The sequence below is a fragment of the Methylorubrum suomiense genome (genome assembly GCF_022179765.1).
In the GTDB taxonomy this organism is placed as follows: domain Bacteria; phylum Pseudomonadota; class Alphaproteobacteria; order Rhizobiales; family Beijerinckiaceae; genus Methylobacterium; species Methylobacterium suomiense.
Map to the genome: position 1 here is coordinate 13134 of NZ_BPRE01000019.1, position 17162 is coordinate 30295.

Here is a 17162-nt window from a genome sequence, read left to right on the forward strand (position 1 = left end):
CCTACCCCATCCCCCCTTGGGATGAGGGGATGGGCTGGAAAGCACGATCTCGCGATGGTCCGGCCTCGAAGAGCCTCCGCCCCCTCGCAAGCCAGCCTTCAGCCCCGCCCGGTCCCCAAGCCGCGGCCGCTCGACTAGATAAGGGCCGTTCCCCGCCCAGGAGACGGCTCATGGATCTCGACGTTTCGCTTCACATTGCCGGCCAATGGCGCGGCGGCGGGGCCGGCGACACCCTGCCGATCCTCAATCCCGCCACCGGGGAGACCATCGGCCGGGTCGCGGTGGCGACGCAGGACGATCTCGACGCGGCGCTCGCGGCGGCCGAGCGGGGCTTCGCCGCGTGGCGACGGATTTCAGCCTTCGACCGGGCCAAGATTCTGCGCCGGGCCGCCGCCCTGATGCGCGAGCGCCTCGAGCCGATCGCCCGCACCATGACCCGCGAGCAGGGCAAGCCGCTGGCGGAGGCTAGGGTCGAGACCGGGGTCGCCGCCGACATCATCGAGTGGTTCGCGGAGGAAGGCCGGCGCGCCTATGGCCGGGTCATCCCGGCGCGCGCGGAGGGCGTGCTCCAATTCGTGACGCGCGAGCCGGTCGGGCCGGTCGCCGCCTTCACGCCCTGGAACTTCCCGATCAACCAGGCGGTGCGGAAGATCTCGGCGGCGCTCTGCACCGGCTGCTCGGTGATCCTCAAGGGACCCGAGGACACGCCGGCCTCCTGCGCCGAGCTGGTGCGCGCCTTCCTCGATGCGGGTGTGCCGGGGGATGCCCTCGCCCTGGTCTACGGCGATCCCGCCGCCATCTCCGGCCGCCTCATTCCGCACCCGGTCATCCGCAAGATCACCTTCACCGGCTCGACCGCGGTGGGCAAGGACCTGGCCGCCCTCGCCGGTCGCCACATGAAGCGGGCGACGATGGAACTCGGCGGCCATGCCCCGGCCATCGTCTTCGACGACGCCGATGTCGACACCGCCGTGCGGGTGCTCTCGGCCAACAAGTACCGCAATGCCGGCCAGGTCTGCGTCGCCCCGACCCGCTTCCTCGTGCAGGACACCGTCTACGACCGCTTCGTCGACGGCTTCGTGGCGGCCTCCGAGGCCCTCGTGGTCGGCGACGGGCTCGAGCCCGATACGGGGATGGGCCCGCTGGTCCATGGCCGCCGGGTCGAGGCGATGGAAGCCTTCGTGGCGGATGCCGAGGCCAAGGGCGCCCGGCTCAGGACCGGCGGCAAGCGCATCGGCAATCGGGGCCATTTCTTCGAGCCCACGGTCTTCACCGATGTGCCGCTCGATGCCCGGATCATGAACGAGGAGCCGTTCGGCCCGATCGCCGCGATCCGCCGCTTCTCCGCGGATGACGAGGCGCTCTCGGAAGCCAACCGCCTGCCCTACGGCCTCGCCGCCTACGCCTATACCCGCTCGGCCACCCGCGCGACCCGCGTCGGGGCGAGCGTCGAATCCGGCATGATCTCGATCAATCACCACGGCATCGCGCTGCCCGAGACGCCCTTCGGCGGCGTCAAGGAATCCGGCTACGGCAGCGAGGGCGGCTCGGAGGCGATCGAGGCCTATCTGGTGACGAAGTTCGTCACCCAGGCGAGCGCCTGAGGCTTTCGCTCCTCACGACGTCGTTCCGGTTTCGCTCCGCGCCCCGGAATGACGGCCGAGGGGTTCGGACGGGAAAGCGCGCCCCAGCCGGGGATGCGGCGGTGCACAATAACTCTGGTTTTCCCCAGTGGTCTCTTGAACAAAGGAAACTTTCTGCAGGCGATGCGAGTTTAATCCTCAGCATCATGAAGATAAGGACAGCTTGGGTCTGCGAGCTGCTCCGGGGAGTGCTCGCTTGCTGTATCCTCTCTACGAGGCTGGACATCTGTGGCTTGCGCCCCTGCGCATGGCCGCTGAAGCCACCCGCATCGCCTGCGAGAACCCGTTCAACCCGCTGGCCTACGCGCCGCAGAGCCGCGCGGTCGCCGCCGGCTGCGAGATGTTCGAGCGCGCCACCCGCGTCTACGCCAAGCCGGACTTCCGTCTCGGCGTGCCCGAGCGCGTCGTCTGGGAAAGCCCGTTCTGCCGCGCCGTCGCCTTCGGCGAACCCGGTCCCGAGCTTGAGGCGCGCCCGAAGCTCCTGATCGTGGCGCCGATGTCGGGCCATTACGCCACGCTGCTGCGCGGCACGGTAGAAGGCTTCCTCCCGACCCATCAGGTCGTCATTACCGACTGGGCGGATGCCCGGCAGGTTCCGCTCGCCGCCGGCCGCTTCGGGCTCGACGATTACGTCGACACCTGCATCCAGCTGTTCGAGGCGCTGGGGCCGGATCTCCACGTCGCTGCGGTGTGCCAGCCCTCGGTGCCGGTCCTGGCCGCCATCGCCCGCATGGAGGCGGAGGGGAATCCGCTGGTGCCGCGCTCGGCCACCGTGATCGGCGGTCCGATCGACACCCGCCGCGCGCCGACCGCTGTGAATGCGCTGGCCACCGAGAAGGGGTTTCCCTGGTTCGAGCAGAACTGCATCCACACCGTGCCGCCGGGTTATCCGGGGGCGGGGCGCGCGGTCTATCCAGGCTTCCTGCAGCTCGCCGGCTTCATGGGCATGAATCTGGAGCGCCACGCGGACGCGCATCACGCGATGTTCGACCATCTCGTGCGGGGCGATGGCGATTCGGCGGCCAAGCACCGCGCTTTCTACGACGAGTATCTCGCGGTGATGGACCTCACCGCCGAATTCTACCTCGAGACGATCCGCCGGGTCTTCATCGATCATGAACTGCCCCGCGGCGTGTTCCATCACCGGGGCCGGAAGGTCGATCTCGGTGCCATCCGCCGCTGTCACCTCATGGCGATCGAGGGCGAGAAGGACGACATCACCGGCATCGGTCAGACCAGGGCCGCGCTGGAACTGGCCGTGAACCTGCCCGAGAGCGCCAAGGCCTATCACCTCCAGCCGGGCGCGGGACATTACGGCATCTTCAACGGCTCGCGCTTCCGCGCCGAGATCGTGCCGCTGATGCGCGGCTTCATGGAGCGCAGCATGGAGGCGGCCCGCCCGGCCGCGGAGAGGGCGTCGGAGGTCGATACGCGCCCGATCCTCCTGCCGGTCGAGCCGGCGCTGGCCCAACCGCAACGCCACGCCGTGCCGCCCCGTGCACGCCGCCCCGACTGGGCCGTCTGGCGCGAGGCCCCCACCCCGAACGAACGTCCGGAGCAGCGGATCGGGTAATCCCGTCCCTTCTGCCCAACCGCCTCATCCCGAGGATACCGGCTTTCCGTCCTCGAGAGAAAAGCCGGTATCTCTTGTCGCGCCCCCCGGACGGATCGCTGTTTGACCCACCCCTCTCGCTGAATTATGAATTCAAAAACGTCGGGACCGGCGTGGCGAGGGGAGGTTCGACTTGGGCGCGACAGCCAGTCCGCGGGCGACGGCCCGCAATGCGGCGGGGCTGCCGCGCAAGCTCGCGGAGGTTCTGCAGGGCGAGGCCCGCTTCGACGCCTTCACCCGCGGGCGCTACGCGACCGATGCCTCGATCTACCAGATCATGCCGGCCGGCGTCGTCTTCCCGAAAAGCGCCGACGATATCGCCGCGACCCTGAAGGTCGCGGCCGATCACGCGCTTCCGGTGATCCTGCGCGGCGGCGGCACCTCGCAGAACGGCCAGCCGATCGGCTCCGGCCTCGTGGTCGATTGCTCGCGCCACTTCAACCGGGTCCTGGCCTACGATGCGGAGGCCGGCACCGTCACGGTCGAGCCCGGCCACGTGCTGGAACGGCTGAACGCGCGCCTGCGGGCCGATGGCTGGTTCTTCCCCGTCGAGCCCTCGACCGCGACCCGCTGCACCATCGGCGGCATGGCGGGCAACAATTCCTGCGGCGCCCGCTCCCTGCGCTACGGCAAGATGAGCGACAACGTCCTCGGGCTGGAGGCCCTGTTCCACGACGGGCGCGCCTTCGGCTTCGGGCTCACCGGCAATGAGGCCGCCGCGGTGTCCGGCGGCCCCCGGGCCGAAGATCTCGCCCGGCGCATGCTGGCCCTGGCCGACGCGCATCGCGGGGAGATCGAACGGGTCTACCCGAAGGTGCAGCGGCGGGTCGGCGGCTACAACCTCGACAGCCTGATCGAGCCGCGGCCGAACCTCGCCCATCTCCTCGTCGGATCGGAGGGGACGCTCGCTGCCACCACGGCGGTGACGCTCAAGCTCTCGCGGCTGCCCGCCCACCGGGTCATGGGCGTGTGCCATTTCCCCTCGTTCCGCGCGGCGATGGAGACGACTCAGGCGATCGTCGGCCTCGATCCGGTGGCGGTCGAGCTCGTCGACAACAACGTGCTGGTCCTCGGCGCCGACATCCCGCTGTTCCGCACCACCCTCGCCGACATCACGAAGGGCACCCCGAACTGCCTGCTGCTCGCCGAGTTCGCGGGCGATGACCTCGCCGCGCTCCAGCGCGATCTGCGGCGCCTCGACCAGTGCATGGCCGATCACGGCTTTCCCGACGCCGTGGTCGAGGTGGTCGAGGCCAACCGCCAGAAGGCGGTCTGGGAGGTGCGGGAGGCCTGCCTCAACATCATGATGTCGATGAAGGGCGACCGGAAGCCCGTCTCGTTCATCGAGGATTGCGCCGTCCCCCTCGAGCATCTGGCCGATTACACCGATGCCGTCACCGAGGTGTTTTCCCGGCACGGCACGCGGGGCACGTGGTACGCCCATGCCTCCGTCGGCTGCCTGCACGTGCGCCCGATCCTCAACATGAAGGACGGGGGCGACGTGGCGACGATGCGCGCCATCGCCGAGGAGACCGCGGAACTGGTGCGCCGGCACAAGGGCTCCTATTCGGGCGAGCACGGCGACGGCATCTCGCGCTCGGAATTCGTCGAGCCGCTGTTCGGCCCGACGCTCACCCGCGCCTTCGAGACGGTGAAGGACGCCTTCGATCCCGACAACCGCCTGAACCCCAACAAGATCGTCCGCCCGCTGAAGATGGACGACCGCACGCTGATGCGCTTCGCCCCCGGTTATGAGGTGACCGAGCCGGCGCGGACGGCCCTCGACTGGTCGGATTGGGGCGGGTTCGGCCCGGCGGTCGAGATGTGCAACAACAACGGCACCTGCCGGAAGCTCGCCGGGGGCGCCATGTGCCCCTCCTACCGTGCCACCGGCGACGAGCAGCACCTGACGCGGGGCCGGGCCAATTCCCTGCGCCTCGCCATCTCCGGCCAGCTCGGCAAGGACGCGTTCCTGTCGCCGGAGATGAAGCGCACGATGGATCTGTGCGTGTCCTGCAAGGCCTGCCGCCGGGAATGCCCGACCGGCGTCGACATGGCCAAGATGAAGATCGAGTTCCTGCACCATTACCATGCCCGCCACGGGCTGCCCCTGCGCGAGCGCTTGGTGGCCGAGATGCCGCGCTTCGCCGGGATCGCCGCGGCGCTGAGCCCCCTGCTCAACCTGCGCAACCGCTCCGCCATCCTGGCGAAGTTCGGCGAGGATCGCCTCGGCTTCTCGGCGCGGCGCTCGCTGCCGGCCTGGCGGCGGCCCTGGCGCGAAGCCGGCGAGCCGGCGCACCCGCAGGACGTGGTGGACGATGTCCGCGACATCGTCCTGTTCGGCGACACCTTCAACCGCGCCTTCGAGCGCGAGAATCTCGAGGCCGCCGAGCGGGTTCTGACGGCCGCGGGCTACCGCCTGCACCGCGTGCTGGCCCATAAGGGCCGGCGCCCGCTCTGCTGCGGCCGCACGTGGCTGGCCTCCGGCCAGACCGACCGGGCGCGGGAAGAGGCGCGCCGGACGCTCGACGCGCTCCTGCCCTTCGTGCGCGCCGGTGCGCGCGTGGTCGGGCTGGAGCCCTCCTGCCTCCTCACCTTCCGCGACGAGTTCCTGTCGCTCCTGCCGGGGGACGAGGCGAAGACGTTGGCGGAGCGCAGTCTCCTGTTCGAGGAACTGCTCGCCGCCGATCTCGCGGCGGGCCGGATCCGCCTGCCGCTCCGGGAGCAGGGGGGCCGCGTCGCGCATCTGCACGGCCATTGCCACCAGAAGAGTTTCGGCGTGATGGGGGCGGTGGAGACGGTGTTGCGCCACGTGCCGGGGCTCGACGTCAGGGTGATCGAATCGAGCTGTTGCGGCATGGCCGGGGCCTTCGGCTACCGGGCCGACACGATCGACGCGTCCTTCGCCATGGCCGAGCTGTCGCTGTTCCCAGCCCTCCGCAAGGCCGGGCCCGACGACCTCGTCGTCGCCGACGGCACGAGCTGCCGCCATCAGATCCACGACGGGCTCGGGCGCGAGGCGATCCACGTCGCCCGCGTGCTCGACGCGGCGCTCTAGATCGTGCTGCTGTTTCGGGGAAACAGCAGCACGATCTATCTATTCATGTCGCAAGATGATTTCGGAAAACCGGATTCCACTTTTCCGCATCGTGCTCTGAGACATCGGTCCGAGGGGCCGTCGTCGGCCTGTCGGGCAAGCCGAAGCGGGGACAAACACCCGAAGCCCCGCTTCGGCGGAAGCCGCGGCCCAGCGGCGCGGGGTGGAACAGGGACGGGCGGGCCCGGTTGTCGCGGCAATCCACGACAGGAGCCGTGATGACCGATCCGCTGACCAAATATCCGCGCCCGCCCTTTCCCGCGCAGCCCCAGAGCTTCCCCGGCAAGACGCCGAAGATGGAGCCCGAGCCGGATCACGGCGAGGAGAGCTACAAGGGCGCGGGCAAGCTGACCGGCAAGGCGGCGCTCATCACCGGCGGCGACAGCGGCATCGGCCGGGCGGTCGCCATCGCTTATGCCCGCGAGGGCGCCGACGTGGCCATCGCCTATCTCCCCGAGGAGCAGGCGGACGCGGAAGCGGTCGGCCAATGGATCGAGAAGGCGGGCAAGCGCGCCCTGCTGCTGCCCGGCGACATCAAGGATGCCGCCTTCGCCCGCGAGATCGTGGACCGCACGGCCCGGGAGTTCGGCCGCCTCGACGTGCTCGTGAACAACGCCGCCTTCCAGGAACCGAACCGGGGCCTCGACGCGCTGGACGACGCGGTGTTCGAGAAACACTTCCGCACCAACGTGTTCGGCAGCTTCTACGCCACCAAGGCGGCCTTGGCGCATCTGCCGCCGGGGGGCAGCGTGATCTTCACCTCCTCGGTGAATTCCAAGCACCCGATGCCGACGCTGATGGCCTACAGCGCCACCAAGGGGGCGCTCAGCAACATGGTGCTCAGCCTCGCCCAGCTGCTCGCCGAGAAGGGCATCCGCGTGAACGGCGTGCTGCCGGGACCGATCTGGACGCCGTTCATCCCCTCCGGAATGAGCCAGGACGCGGTGAAGACCTTCGGCAGCCAAGTGCCGTTCGACCGCCCCGGCCAGCCGGCGGAACTGGCCTCGGCCTACGTGATGCTGGCCGCCGAGGAGAGCAGCTACACCTCCGGCGCGCTGATCACCGTGGCCGGCGCGATGCCGGTGCTGTGACGGACGACTTCCGAGCCGATCCCTCATCCTGAGGGGCCAAAATCGGCTCGGCCTCGAAGGAGAGCTCCGGCCGGCCGCGCGGTCCCCGGCGCTCCCCTTCGGCAGGACATGCCCGAGGACGCGCCTGCGAGGGTCGCCCCTTCGATATGGGGGCGACCCGCGCTTTCTCAGCCGCGATACGCGGCCGCCCAGTCGCCCGCGGGCAGGTTGTGCAGCACGAGGGATAGGCCGCTCTCGCGCAGGCACTCACCCAGCCGCTCCGCCGGCTCGGCATAGGGGAACTGGATCTCGGCGGCGTCGAAGCCGGCGTCCCGCGCCGCTGTGAAGCGCTCGACCAGCGGGCGTTCGGTGAACAGGAGGCTGAGATTGGCGGAGAAACGCGGCATTCTGATCTACTAAAATGCATGCAAAAGTCAGGGTGTTCGGATCTGGCTACTCGGAGATTTGGGCTTCGCGGTCGGCGGCGGCCCGGCGCTTGTTGCGCAGGTGACGGAACAGGATGTCGGCGAGTTCCGCTCCCGCCCGGCGGCGGAGCGCGTCGAGGATCTCCTCGTGCTCCCGCATCGCCTCGCCCCAGCGGTCGCGGTCGGCATCGAGATTGGCCGAGTAGCGCACCCGTCGCAGGCGTCCGGCGAAGCCCGCATAGGTCGCCCTGAGGGCGGCGTTGCCGGCGGCCTCGACGATGCGGTCGTGGATCGCTTGGTTGCAGGCGAAGTAGCCGTGCAGGTCGCGGCGGAGATAATGCCCGTACATCGCGTGGTGCAGCCGCTCGATCTCGGCGAAGTCTTCCTCCGTCACCCGCTCGCAGGCGAGGCGGCCGGCCAGCGCCTCGAGCCCGCCCATCACGTCGAACAGGTCCACCAGCTCCCGCTCGTCGATCCGGCGCACCCGCGCGCCGCGGTTCGGCAGCAGTTCGATCAGCCCCTCGGAAGCCAGGACCTTGAGCGCCTCGCGCAGGGGGGTGCGGGAGATGCCGAAGCGCTCGCAGAGCAGCCGTTCGGGCACCCGCGCCCCGGCGGCGAGATTGCCCTCGACGATGAAGTCGCGCAGCCGCGCCAGCACCTCGTCGTGCAGGGAGGGCACCAGTCTTTCCCGCGGCTTCGGCGGCGGGCCGAGGGTCGGAGAGGCGGCGGCGTCGGTGCCGTCCGAATCGATCGGTGCGAGGGTCATGGCGGACATCGGCGATTGGTAGCAGCGGCCTCGACCGAGGTCGACGGCAGAATTGCCTTCATGATACGGCTTGTCTCAGGCAATTTTGAATGCAATTTTGACGCGGAGACGCGCCGAGCACGAACCCGGCGCCGGGGAGAAGACGCCATGACGGGCCGGACCGGACGCCATTTCCTGCATATTCCCGGGCCGAGCCCGGTGCCGGAGCGCGTGTTGCGCGCCATGGACCGGCAGATCATCGACCATCGCGGGCCTGAATTCGCCCGGCTCGGCCGCGAGGTGCTGGAGGGCATCCGCGGGGTGTTCCGCACCCAGGGTCCGGTGATCATCTATCCGGGTTCGGGCACGGGGGCCTGGGAGGCGGCGATCGTCAACACGCTCTCGCCGGGCGACCGGGTACTGATGTTCGAGACCGGCCATTTCGCCACGCTCTGGCGACAGATGGCGGCCCGCTTCGGCATCGAGGTCGAGTTCGTGCCCGGCGATTGGCGCCGCGGCGTCGATCCCGCCGCGGTCGAGGCCCGGCTGTCCGAGGATCGCGCCCGGTCGATCAAGGCCGTGATGGTCGTCCACAACGAGACCTCGACCGGCGTGACGAGCCGGATCGCCGCGATCCGCCGGGCGATCGACGCGGCGGGCCACCCGGCCCTGTTCCTCGTCGACACCATCTCCTCCCTGGCCTCGGTCGATGTCCGCCACGACGAATGGGGCATCGATGTCACCGTCAGCGGGTCGCAGAAGGGCCTGATGCTACCGCCGGGCCTCGGCTTCACGGCGATCTCGGAGAAGGCCCGCGCCGCCGCCCGCCACAACACGATGCCCCGGTCCTACTGGGACTGGGAGGAGATGCTGAAGGCCAACGCCTCCGGCACCTTCCCCTACACGCCGGCCACCAACCTGCTCTGGGGCCTGCGCGAGGCCATCGCCATGCTGAGGGAGGAGGGGCTCGACGCCGTCTTCGCCCGCCACGCCCGGCTCGCCGCCGCGACCCGCGCGGCGGTGGAGGCCTGGGGTCTGGAGGTCCTGTGCCAGAATCCGGACGAGCATTCGCCGGTGCTTACCGCCGTGATGATGCCGGAGGGACGGGGGGCCGACGCCTTCCGCGCCGTGGCGCTCGAGCGGTTCGACCTCTCGCTCGGCGCCGGCCTGTCGAAGCTGTCCGACAAAATCTTCCGCATCGGCCATCTCGGCGAGACCAACGACCTGACCCTGATGGGGGCCCTGTCGGGGGTCGAGATGGCGCTCGCCGCGTCCCGCGTGCCGCACCGGTCCGGCGGCGTGCTCGCCGCGATGGCGAGCCTGGGGGCCGGCCTCGACGGCTGACCGATCACCCGCGCTTCGGGAAAGCCGTGCACCCGATACGGCCCTGGGGCGGTTGTCCGAAGAACCGGAGGAAACCGCCGATGATCACGATCCCTCGCCGCGTGACGGCGCCGGGCATGGTGCTGTTCCTGCTCTGCCTGATGTACTTCATCACCTATGTCGACCGGGTCAATGTCGGCACCGCCGGGCCGGCGATCAAAGGCGAACTCGGGCTGACCAACACCCAGCTTGGCCTCGTCTTCTCGGCCTTCGCCTACCCCTACGCGGTGTTCCAGATCGTCGGCGGCGCCATGGCCGACAAATGGGGGGCGCGGCGCACCCTGTTCATCTGCGGCCTGATCTGGGCGGCGGCCACCATCTCCACCGGCTTCGTCGGCGGCGTGGTCTCGCTGTTCCTGGCCCGCTTCGCCCTCGGCTTCGGCGAGGGGGCGACCTTCCCCACCGCGACCCGCGCCATGCAATCCTGGGTGGCCAAGGATCAGCGCGGCTTCGCGCAGGGCATCACCCACTCCTTCGCCCGCTTCGGCAACGCCATCACGCCGCCCCTCGTGGTGGTGCTGATGGGCTTCGTCGGCTGGCGCGGGGCCTTCGTCATCCTGGGCCTCGTCAGCTTCGTCTGGGTCGTGGTCTGGTTCGCCTATTACCGGGACGATCCGCGCACGCATAAGGGCGTGACCGACGCGGACCTGGCCCGCCTCGCGATCCGCGACCGCGCCGCCCCACCCGCGGTCAAGCCTCCGGTGCCGTGGCGCCGCCTCGTGGTGCGGATGGCCCCCGTCATGCTGACCTATTTCTGCTACGGCTGGTCGCTGTGGCTCTACCTCAACTGGCTGCCCTCGTTCTTCAAGGACGGCTACGGCCTCGACATCAAGAACTCGGCCCTGTTCGCCTCGGGCGTGTTCTTCGCGGGCGTGATCGGCGACACCTTGGGCGGGCTGGCCTCGGACCGCATCCTGCGCAGAACCGGCGACCTGCAGAAGGCGCGCCGCAACGTGATCGCCTTCGGCATGCTGGGGGCCGCCGCCTGCCTCGCGGGCGTCTTCTTCACCAAGGAACTCACCCTGGTGGCGCTCCTGCTCTCCGGCGGCTTCTTCTTCCTGGAACTCGTGATCGGGCCGATCTGGTCGGTGCCGATGGACATCGCCCCCCTTTATGCCGGCACCGCGAGCGGGCTGATGAATTTCGGCTCGGCCTTCGCCGCGATCGTCTCGCCGCTGACGTTCGGCTTCATCGTCGACGTGACCGGCAACTGGATCCTGCCGTTCGCCGGCTCGATCGGCCTGCTGATCCTCGGCGCGGGGCTCGCCTTCACCATGCACCCGGAACGCCCCTTCCTCGATGCGCCCGATCCGACGCCGCCGCGGACCGTGCCGGCGGAATAGGACCGGGATTCCGAAGGGGCGCCGATTCGGCGGGGTGCCGGGGTGTCTGCGGAGAAGCGTCCCGGATTGCGGATCCGGGACGCTTCTCCGGGTTCTTCTGCCGCATCGGCGTTTTGCCGAAAGCCGGCATCCGCCGTTCGGGCGACCCCGTCCGGCGACGGGGAAGACCCTCGCGACGTCGAGTGGGCAGACCTTACTGCGCTGGGAGATGCCGACCGCTCAGGTCAGGCCGCGCTCGCTCAGCGCCTGCCGAACCGGAGCGGCGCTCCCGGAATCGGAATCGGCCAGCACACCGCCGAGAAGCGTGCATCCCCGGCCGCACCCGGTCGATCTCGCACAGGGCAATCTCTGCCTTGATGCGCGGGCGACGCAGATCTTCCGGGACGCCGGCTCGTACCACCTCCGGTCGGGATCGCCCGTCTAGATCCCGGGCAGGAACTGCCACAGACCGATCGGAACGGGGAGCCCACCGCGGGCGAGCGTGAGCAAGGCCCGCATCGGCAGTTACCATTCTTGCCCAGCGCGGTGGCGTCTTGCGGTGCGACCCCGACCGAGCGCTCGCCCTTCTTGGGCAACGCCGTGTCATCGATCGCGAGGCTCGCATGCGGCTTCAGGCGCTTCACTTGATATCAACGACTCATGCATAAGTTGTATTCTTTCAATAATACGACTTATGCTGATGCGCCATTTTATGAATTGTTTAGCCAACGCGCCTGGGCCGTCGCCCCTGACGTATGGAATGCCCGTTCTCTCGCTCGCCACTGCGCTCTGTATGCAATGCCTTACAGGTGTTTGGATCAATGCATCGGCACCTGAGTGTTTGGTCCCCGCTGTGATTATTGCCGGGACCGTGTATTTCCACGTGAGATCCATGCACGAGCATGGCATACTCGCTGTGACAGGTTTTTTGGCAATCTTGATGACGCATGCATTATGTGTCGCCGCCCTTTCCTATAGTGTCCAGGCGTTTGCATTTCCGCTGCAAGACGATTTATTTATTTCGATAGATCGATCCTTTGGATTTGAGTGGCTGTCCTTTCAAAAGCAAATTATAGAATGGCCTGTGGTAATTTTCATTCTGGGGCTGTGCTATAGTACATTCTTTTTTCAATTGGTTTTCACGCCGCTATTTTTGATAGCTTTGGGCGCAGCAAGCCGTGCGGACCGCTTCACGCTGGCCTTCATGCTCTGCGGGTTGGTAACGGTGGCGGTGAGCGCCGTCCTGCCCGCTACGGGGGCAGCCGGGCTGGTTGGTCCGGACACAGAGTCATTGCTCTTGCACGGCGCCACGCCTCTGCCGGACTTATTGGCCCTCCGAAACGGCACGCTGCGCACGATCACGTTGGCCGAGGTCGGTCCCATAATCTCATTTCCGTCTCTCCACTGCGCGGTCGCCTACCTTGGGACTGCAGCGCTCTGGTCGGTTCCGCGCCTACGCTGGGCTATCGCCGCTCTCAACGCCGCGATGACAATCTCTGCGGTGACGCACGGTGCTCACCACATCTGCGATTGTCTTGCAGGACTCCTCGTTGCGGCCGTGTCCTTCCATGTCGCCGGCTGGCTCGGGCCATGGAGTCGGGTGACGCTCGCCCGGTGGAGTACTGGGCCAGCGCAGCCTGTGGCCACGTCGGCCAATCTCGCAGCCTGAAGGTGGATTGGATCGCCAAAGCCTACTCCCGAGGGGAAAGCCAGCCCAGGATGGCCGCGCCTACCTCCACACCGGACCGAGCGCACGCATCGGCCCGGTGGTCACAGCGCCGGGGAGTGCCCAAACCCGCAATTCGAGAGCAGATCGGCCCGATCACGCCGTTCGTGCGAGAGATGCCGGAGGAGGTGGTGCGGGCGCCGTGCGTCGAGCGGGGGCCGCTCTTGACGACGGATCACAGACGCCAAACGGGAACGCCAGCGCCAAAAGCCATCCAGGGACAGCCTTCCCGCAACCTAAAATGAAACGCAGCTGTAATGCTAACCCTTCGGCCATCGGTGCTGGAGGGTGGCCAGGACCTCGACAGCGTCCTGCGAGATGCCGGCCTCGCGGGCGGCCCTGAGGGTCGGATCCTCTGCCGGCGGCGGCGCGGCGGTGCGGGCCTCGAATTGGCGGCGATGGGCGTGGTCGAGGATGTCGGCGATGCGGCCGCCGACCGCCACGGCGATGGCGGTCGAGTCCGGCCCCTCGGAGCGGTGGATGTGCATCCGCTCCAGCGCCTCGGCGATCTGGCGCTCGAAGGCCTGGAACAGGTCCCCCGCCGCCTTCGGGTTCATGCGCATCAGCGCCGCGGCCGCCGCGCCGTAGGTTTCCTTGAGCATGTAGAGCGTCAGCCGCTCGACCGCCCGATCGTCCTCGTCCGCCGGCTTGCCCGTCTCACCCGTCATCGCGCCTGTCCTGTTCCGCCGTCTTCCGGATCGTTTCTCCGGCGACAGATGATGGAAACCTTAAGGCAAGACGGCGCGTCCCGCCCGCTCGCTACGATGCCGACGGGATGAAACCGATCCGCTTGGGTCAGGGGTGGGCCGAGCGACCTGCCGATCCGCCATGGGTCGGGAAGCCGGCGCGCCGGAGGCGGGCAGCCCCGCCGTCCTCTCGGAACGGCGGGGCGTGTCGTGTCCGCACGACGGAGCCGATACGCAACGCGGCTCCGAGGAAGAGAATGACCGGTTCAGGTTAGCCGGCCCTCAAGGCGCCGTCTCGATCGCGGTCCCGGAATGGGATGGTCTCACCCGGCCGGGCTCGCCGACGCGGGCCGCGCGAAGACGAGGCGCTGATAGACGAGACCGATGCCGATCAGGCAGGCACCGAGACCGAGGAACGAGAGGGCCCGCAACAGGCCCTCCAGCCCGGCGAGATCGAACAGGAACACCTTGAGGGTCGTGAGCCCGATCAGCACCGCCGAGGCGAGGCGGGGCAGGGTCGAGCGCCGCCGGATCCCGACGGCGAGCGCGAGGAGGCCGAGGGTGAGCCCCGCCGCGGAATAGGCGTACCATTCGGCCTGGCTCGTCCCGCGATCGAGACCGATCCGCTCCCCCTGGAAGCCGTGGCGCACGGCCAGCCCCGTGCCGAGGCAGGCGAGGGCGAGGCCGAACAGCCCCGCGGCCCGCACGAACCATCGCGGACGACGCCCCGGCGCGGTCCGGGCCAGGGCGAGGGCGGCCAGGGCCGGTGCTCCGTAGGCGAGGAGGATGTCGTTGACGAGGAGGCCGCCCGCCACCGGCTCGTCGGTCAGGAGCGGGTTGACGGCAAGCCCGAGACCGAGCCCGCCCTGCACCAGGGCGAGGACGGCGAAGGCGATTCCCCCGAACCGGACGACCGGCGAGGCGCCCGCGCCCGAGACGTGCCCCATCACCAGGGAGAAGCCGAGGGCGGAGAGCGTGGTCAGCCCCTGTTCGAGCAGGCTCGTATCCGGGGCGGCGAGGTCGCCGCCATGGAGCGCGTGGCGGATCTCGAGGAAGACGAGCAGGGCCGCCAGAACGAGGCTCACCGCCTGGGTGACCTGTTCCGGCCCATCCGCCGCGCCCCGGCGGATCGCGCGGGCGGCAAGGCCCAGGCAGAGCGCGGGCAGGCCGTAGGCGAGGAGGAGCCCGTTGAGGATCGGCGTCGCCGACAGGCCGGGGCCGGTCAGCAGCGGGTCCCAGGCGAGGCGCAGCGCCACCAAGACGGCGAGCCCGGCCACGCAGACGCGCAGGGCCGGGATGTCGAGGCGGCGGGCGATCAGCGCCGTCGCGAGAGCGGCGGCGGCCAGGGCCGGGGTCAGCGATCCGCCGGAGACGGCGAAGACGAGCCCGAGGCACAGGGCCGCCACCGAGGCCGCCGCGAAGGTGCCGAGGCCGAGGGTGAGGGCGGGGGAGGGCCTGCGTCCGGCCTCCCGGCGGCAGAGGGCGGCCAGCCCGCAGAAGCCGGCGCCGAGGCCGCCCGCGATCGCCGCGAAGCCCGGCGCGACCGCGCCGTCGGAGAGGCGCAGAAAGGCAAGCGTCAGGGCCGCCAGCGGACCGAGCGCCGCGCCCGCGGCATAAGCGAGGGCGGTCGCGTAGGGCAGGCGGCTGCCCCCGAGGAGCCGCAGGGCTCCGGGGGCGGCGATCGTGGCGGCGGTGAGGGCGGCGAAGCCCAGCATCGTCCCCGGCGCGTCGGTGCCGTGCCACAGGCCGAGCAGGCCGCGCGCGGGTTCGCCCGTTTCCGGCCAGAGCGCGAGGGTGGCGACGAGGCCCCCGACCGCCACCGGCAGGCCGAGGGCGGCCGGGGCGGCGAGGAACCCGGCGGCGGCGGGCAGGGCCGATGCGGCGAAGGCCGCCGCGATCCAGCCGGCGCCCGCTCCCTCGTCGGCGGTCAGGCCGAGCACCGCCCCGGCGACGAGGGCGAAGCCGGCGAGCACCCCCGCGGCGAAGCGGTCGGGCCGCGCCTGCGCATCCGCCGTGCCCCGGCCCGGCAGAACGGCGAGGACGAGGACCGCGAGCGCGCCCTGCAGCACGAGATGCGTCTGCGCCGGTCCGGCCCCCGCGGCGTGGAGAGCCAGCAGCACGCTCCAGGCCGCCGCACCGAGGCCGCCGGCCACGGCCAGCGCCCGCCAGCCCCTGAGCCACGCGAAGCCGTAGGCGCTGCCCGTCACCACGGGCAGGTAGAGCGCGAGCGGCCACAGGCTCGCCGACCCACCGCCGATCAGGAGCGGCGTCGCCATCGCGCCGACGAGGCCGAGGCCGGCCAGGACCGGCCCGTGCAGGAGGGCCGCGGCCATGGCGGCGAGTCCCGTCGCCGCGAGCCCGGAGAAGGCCGCGAGCGGCCCGAGGAAGCCGTAGAGGGCATGCGCCGCGTAGAGCGCCCCGAACAGGGCCGCGATGCCGGCGGCCGTGACGACGGCGGGCACGTCGGGCCATGTCGGGATCGACGGGGGAAGCGAATCAGAGCCCGCCATCGTCCCGCGCAGGCGCCGCCGCAGGACCTCGCCCGCGGCGAGCAGCGCGAGCGCGAGCGCGATGGCACCCGCGACGCGCATGCCCGGCCCGAAGACCCCCTGCTCGGCTGAGTAGCGCACCATCAGGGCGCCGCCGAAGGCCAGCGCCAGCCCGCCGATCCAGACGGTCCAGCGGGTGCCGAACCGTTCCTCCAGGGAGGGGCGCGGCGCGCCCGGTCGCGCGGCGGCCTGCTCCGGTGTTGCCGGTATGCGCTCCGGTGCGATTCTCGGGACCTGGCTCCGCTGAGGCGGCGTCGATTGCGCGCGGGGTGCCGCGGCGCGGACGGCGTCCGGCCGCTCCGTCTCCGGCGGGATCGTTTCCGATCGCGGTTCTGGGGCGACCCCGCCTTCGAGCCGGGCGAGGCGCCGCTCCAGATCGGCGACGCGACCGCGCTGCACCAGTGCCGCGACGAGGCCCGCGGGTCCGGACACGGCAAGGCCGAGGCCGATCAGGACGAGAAGGAGAAGAAGGCTGTCGTCCATGGGGCCGGCCGTCCGGTTCGGAAGGCGGCAACCTTAACGCGGTGCGGGGGCGGCGCGCGTGTGGACGCTCACAGCCGGGCCGTCAGCGCGTATAGGCGAGATGCAGCCGGCAGCCCTCGCGCTCCACCACGGCGCAGGGCCGATCGATGGCCAGCGATGCGATCGAGAGATGGACGGTGTCGGGGATGACGGCGCCCGGATCGACTTCGACGTCGACGCCGTTCGGTGAAGAATCCCACACGAGACAACCAATCGAGCTTGCGATTTCGTCCGACGAAATCAGTCCTACCTCGAACGCGTCTTGAAGAAATAAATCACGGTCCGTGCTCATCATCGACTATCTCCGCGACCGCAGCGGCTCCATGCATTAACGATACGGTTAGGATTTCCGGAAAGCACGCGGAAATTTTTTAAGAGCTGG

13 protein-coding genes are annotated in these 17162 nt (G+C 69.8%); 7 read left to right on the plus strand and 6 right to left on the minus strand.

Annotation, left to right across the window (positions count from 1 at the left end):
* Positions 1 to 170: 170 nt before the first annotated feature.
* The 4 genes from MFF26_RS22900 (at position 171) to MFF26_RS22915 (ending at position 7443) form a co-directional block, all read left to right on the plus strand.
* Positions 171 to 1604: an NAD-dependent succinate-semialdehyde dehydrogenase gene (locus MFF26_RS22900; protein ID WP_137830297.1), complete on the plus strand. Its 1434-nt coding sequence runs from the start codon at positions 171 to 173 to the stop codon at positions 1602 to 1604.
* 235 nt (positions 1605 to 1839) lie between these two features.
* Complete coding sequence (locus tag MFF26_RS22905; protein ID WP_137830298.1) at positions 1840 to 3216, plus strand: polyhydroxyalkanoate depolymerase; 1377 nt, start codon at positions 1840 to 1842, stop codon at positions 3214 to 3216.
* 172 nt (positions 3217 to 3388) lie between these two features.
* Entirely contained in the window at positions 3389 to 6313 is a 2925-nt protein-coding gene (locus tag MFF26_RS22910; protein WP_137830299.1) for an FAD-binding and (Fe-S)-binding domain-containing protein, read from the plus strand.
* A 257-nt stretch (positions 6314 to 6570) separates the two neighbouring features.
* Positions 6571 to 7443 carry an SDR family oxidoreductase gene (locus MFF26_RS22915; RefSeq protein ID WP_137830300.1) on the plus strand — a complete coding sequence of 291 codons (873 nt, stop codon included), beginning with the start codon at positions 6571 to 6573 and terminating at the stop codon, positions 7441 to 7443.
* 167 nt (positions 7444 to 7610) lie between these two features.
* On the opposite strand, the gene MFF26_RS22920 is transcribed toward MFF26_RS22915, so the two are convergent.
* The gene (locus MFF26_RS22920; RefSeq protein ID WP_238308610.1) at positions 7611 to 7829 is read right to left on the minus strand and encodes a hypothetical protein; all 219 of its coding nucleotides are present in this window, start codon (positions 7827 to 7829) and stop codon (positions 7611 to 7613) included.
* 46 nt (positions 7830 to 7875) lie between these two features.
* The gene (locus MFF26_RS22925; protein ID WP_137830301.1) at positions 7876 to 8613 is read right to left on the minus strand and encodes a GntR family transcriptional regulator; all 738 of its coding nucleotides are present in this window, start codon (positions 8611 to 8613) and stop codon (positions 7876 to 7878) included.
* Between the two features lie 147 nt (positions 8614 to 8760).
* On the opposite strand from MFF26_RS22925, the gene MFF26_RS22930 reads away from it, so the two are divergent.
* The gene (locus tag MFF26_RS22930) at positions 8761 to 9936 is read left to right on the plus strand and encodes a pyridoxal-phosphate-dependent aminotransferase family protein (protein WP_137830302.1); all 1176 of its coding nucleotides are present in this window, start codon (positions 8761 to 8763) and stop codon (positions 9934 to 9936) included.
* An 80-nt stretch (positions 9937 to 10016) separates the two neighbouring features.
* Complete coding sequence (locus tag MFF26_RS22935) at positions 10017 to 11318, plus strand: MFS transporter (protein WP_238308611.1); 1302 nt, start codon at positions 10017 to 10019, stop codon at positions 11316 to 11318.
* Positions 11319 to 11557: 239 nt separating this feature from the next.
* On the opposite strand, the gene MFF26_RS26655 is transcribed toward MFF26_RS22935, so the two are convergent.
* Entirely contained in the window at positions 11558 to 11941 is a 384-nt protein-coding gene (locus tag MFF26_RS26655; protein ID WP_137830304.1) for a transposase, read from the minus strand.
* 116 nt (positions 11942 to 12057) lie between these two features.
* Here MFF26_RS26655 and MFF26_RS22940 point away from each other — a divergent pair, with 116 nt between their 5' ends.
* Positions 12058 to 12966, plus strand: coding sequence for a phosphatase PAP2 family protein (locus tag MFF26_RS22940; RefSeq protein WP_238308612.1), 909 nt, complete (start codon positions 12058 to 12060; stop codon positions 12964 to 12966).
* A 317-nt stretch (positions 12967 to 13283) separates the two neighbouring features.
* On the opposite strand, the gene MFF26_RS22945 is transcribed toward MFF26_RS22940, so the two are convergent.
* The 3 genes from MFF26_RS22945 to MFF26_RS22955 all read right to left on the minus strand — a co-directional run bounded on the left by MFF26_RS22945 (position 13284) and on the right by MFF26_RS22955 (position 17075).
* Positions 13284 to 13691 carry a hypothetical protein gene (locus MFF26_RS22945; RefSeq protein ID WP_137830306.1) on the minus strand — a complete coding sequence of 136 codons (408 nt, stop codon included), beginning with the start codon at positions 13689 to 13691 and terminating at the stop codon, positions 13284 to 13286.
* Positions 13692 to 14032: 341 nt separating this feature from the next.
* Positions 14033 to 16741, minus strand: coding sequence for a DUF2339 domain-containing protein (locus tag MFF26_RS22950; RefSeq protein ID WP_137830307.1), 2709 nt, complete (start codon positions 16739 to 16741; stop codon positions 14033 to 14035).
* Between the two features lie 82 nt (positions 16742 to 16823).
* Entirely contained in the window at positions 16824 to 17075 is a 252-nt protein-coding gene (locus MFF26_RS22955) for a hypothetical protein (RefSeq protein ID WP_171015509.1), read from the minus strand.
* Positions 17076 to 17162 lie beyond the last annotated feature (87 nt).

What these genes read in the sequence shown, in the direction of transcription:
- MFF26_RS22930 (WP_137830302.1), top strand. Translation starts at nt 8,761, where the DNA reads ATGACGGGCCGGACCGGACGCCATTTCCTGCATATTCCCGGGCCGAGC.
- MFF26_RS22920 (WP_238308610.1), bottom strand. Translation starts at nt 7,829, where the DNA reads ATGCCGCGTTTCTCCGCCAATCTCAGCCTCCTGTTCACCGAACGCCCG.
- MFF26_RS22955 (WP_171015509.1), bottom strand. Translation starts at nt 17,075, where the DNA reads ATGATGAGCACGGACCGTGATTTATTTCTTCAAGACGCGTTCGAGGTA.
- MFF26_RS22900 (WP_137830297.1), top strand. Translation starts at nt 171, where the DNA reads ATGGATCTCGACGTTTCGCTTCACATTGCCGGCCAATGGCGCGGCGGC.
- MFF26_RS22925 (WP_137830301.1), bottom strand. Translation starts at nt 8,613, where the DNA reads ATGACCCTCGCACCGATCGATTCGGACGGCACCGACGCCGCCGCCTCT.
- MFF26_RS22950 (WP_137830307.1), bottom strand. Translation starts at nt 16,741, where the DNA reads ATGGACGACAGCCTTCTTCTCCTTCTCGTCCTGATCGGCCTCGGCCTT.
- MFF26_RS22935 (WP_238308611.1), top strand. Translation starts at nt 10,017, where the DNA reads ATGATCACGATCCCTCGCCGCGTGACGGCGCCGGGCATGGTGCTGTTC.
- MFF26_RS22915 (WP_137830300.1), top strand. Translation starts at nt 6,571, where the DNA reads ATGACCGATCCGCTGACCAAATATCCGCGCCCGCCCTTTCCCGCGCAG.
- MFF26_RS22940 (WP_238308612.1), top strand. Translation starts at nt 12,058, where the DNA reads ATGCCCGTTCTCTCGCTCGCCACTGCGCTCTGTATGCAATGCCTTACA.
- MFF26_RS22945 (WP_137830306.1), bottom strand. Translation starts at nt 13,691, where the DNA reads ATGACGGGTGAGACGGGCAAGCCGGCGGACGAGGACGATCGGGCGGTC.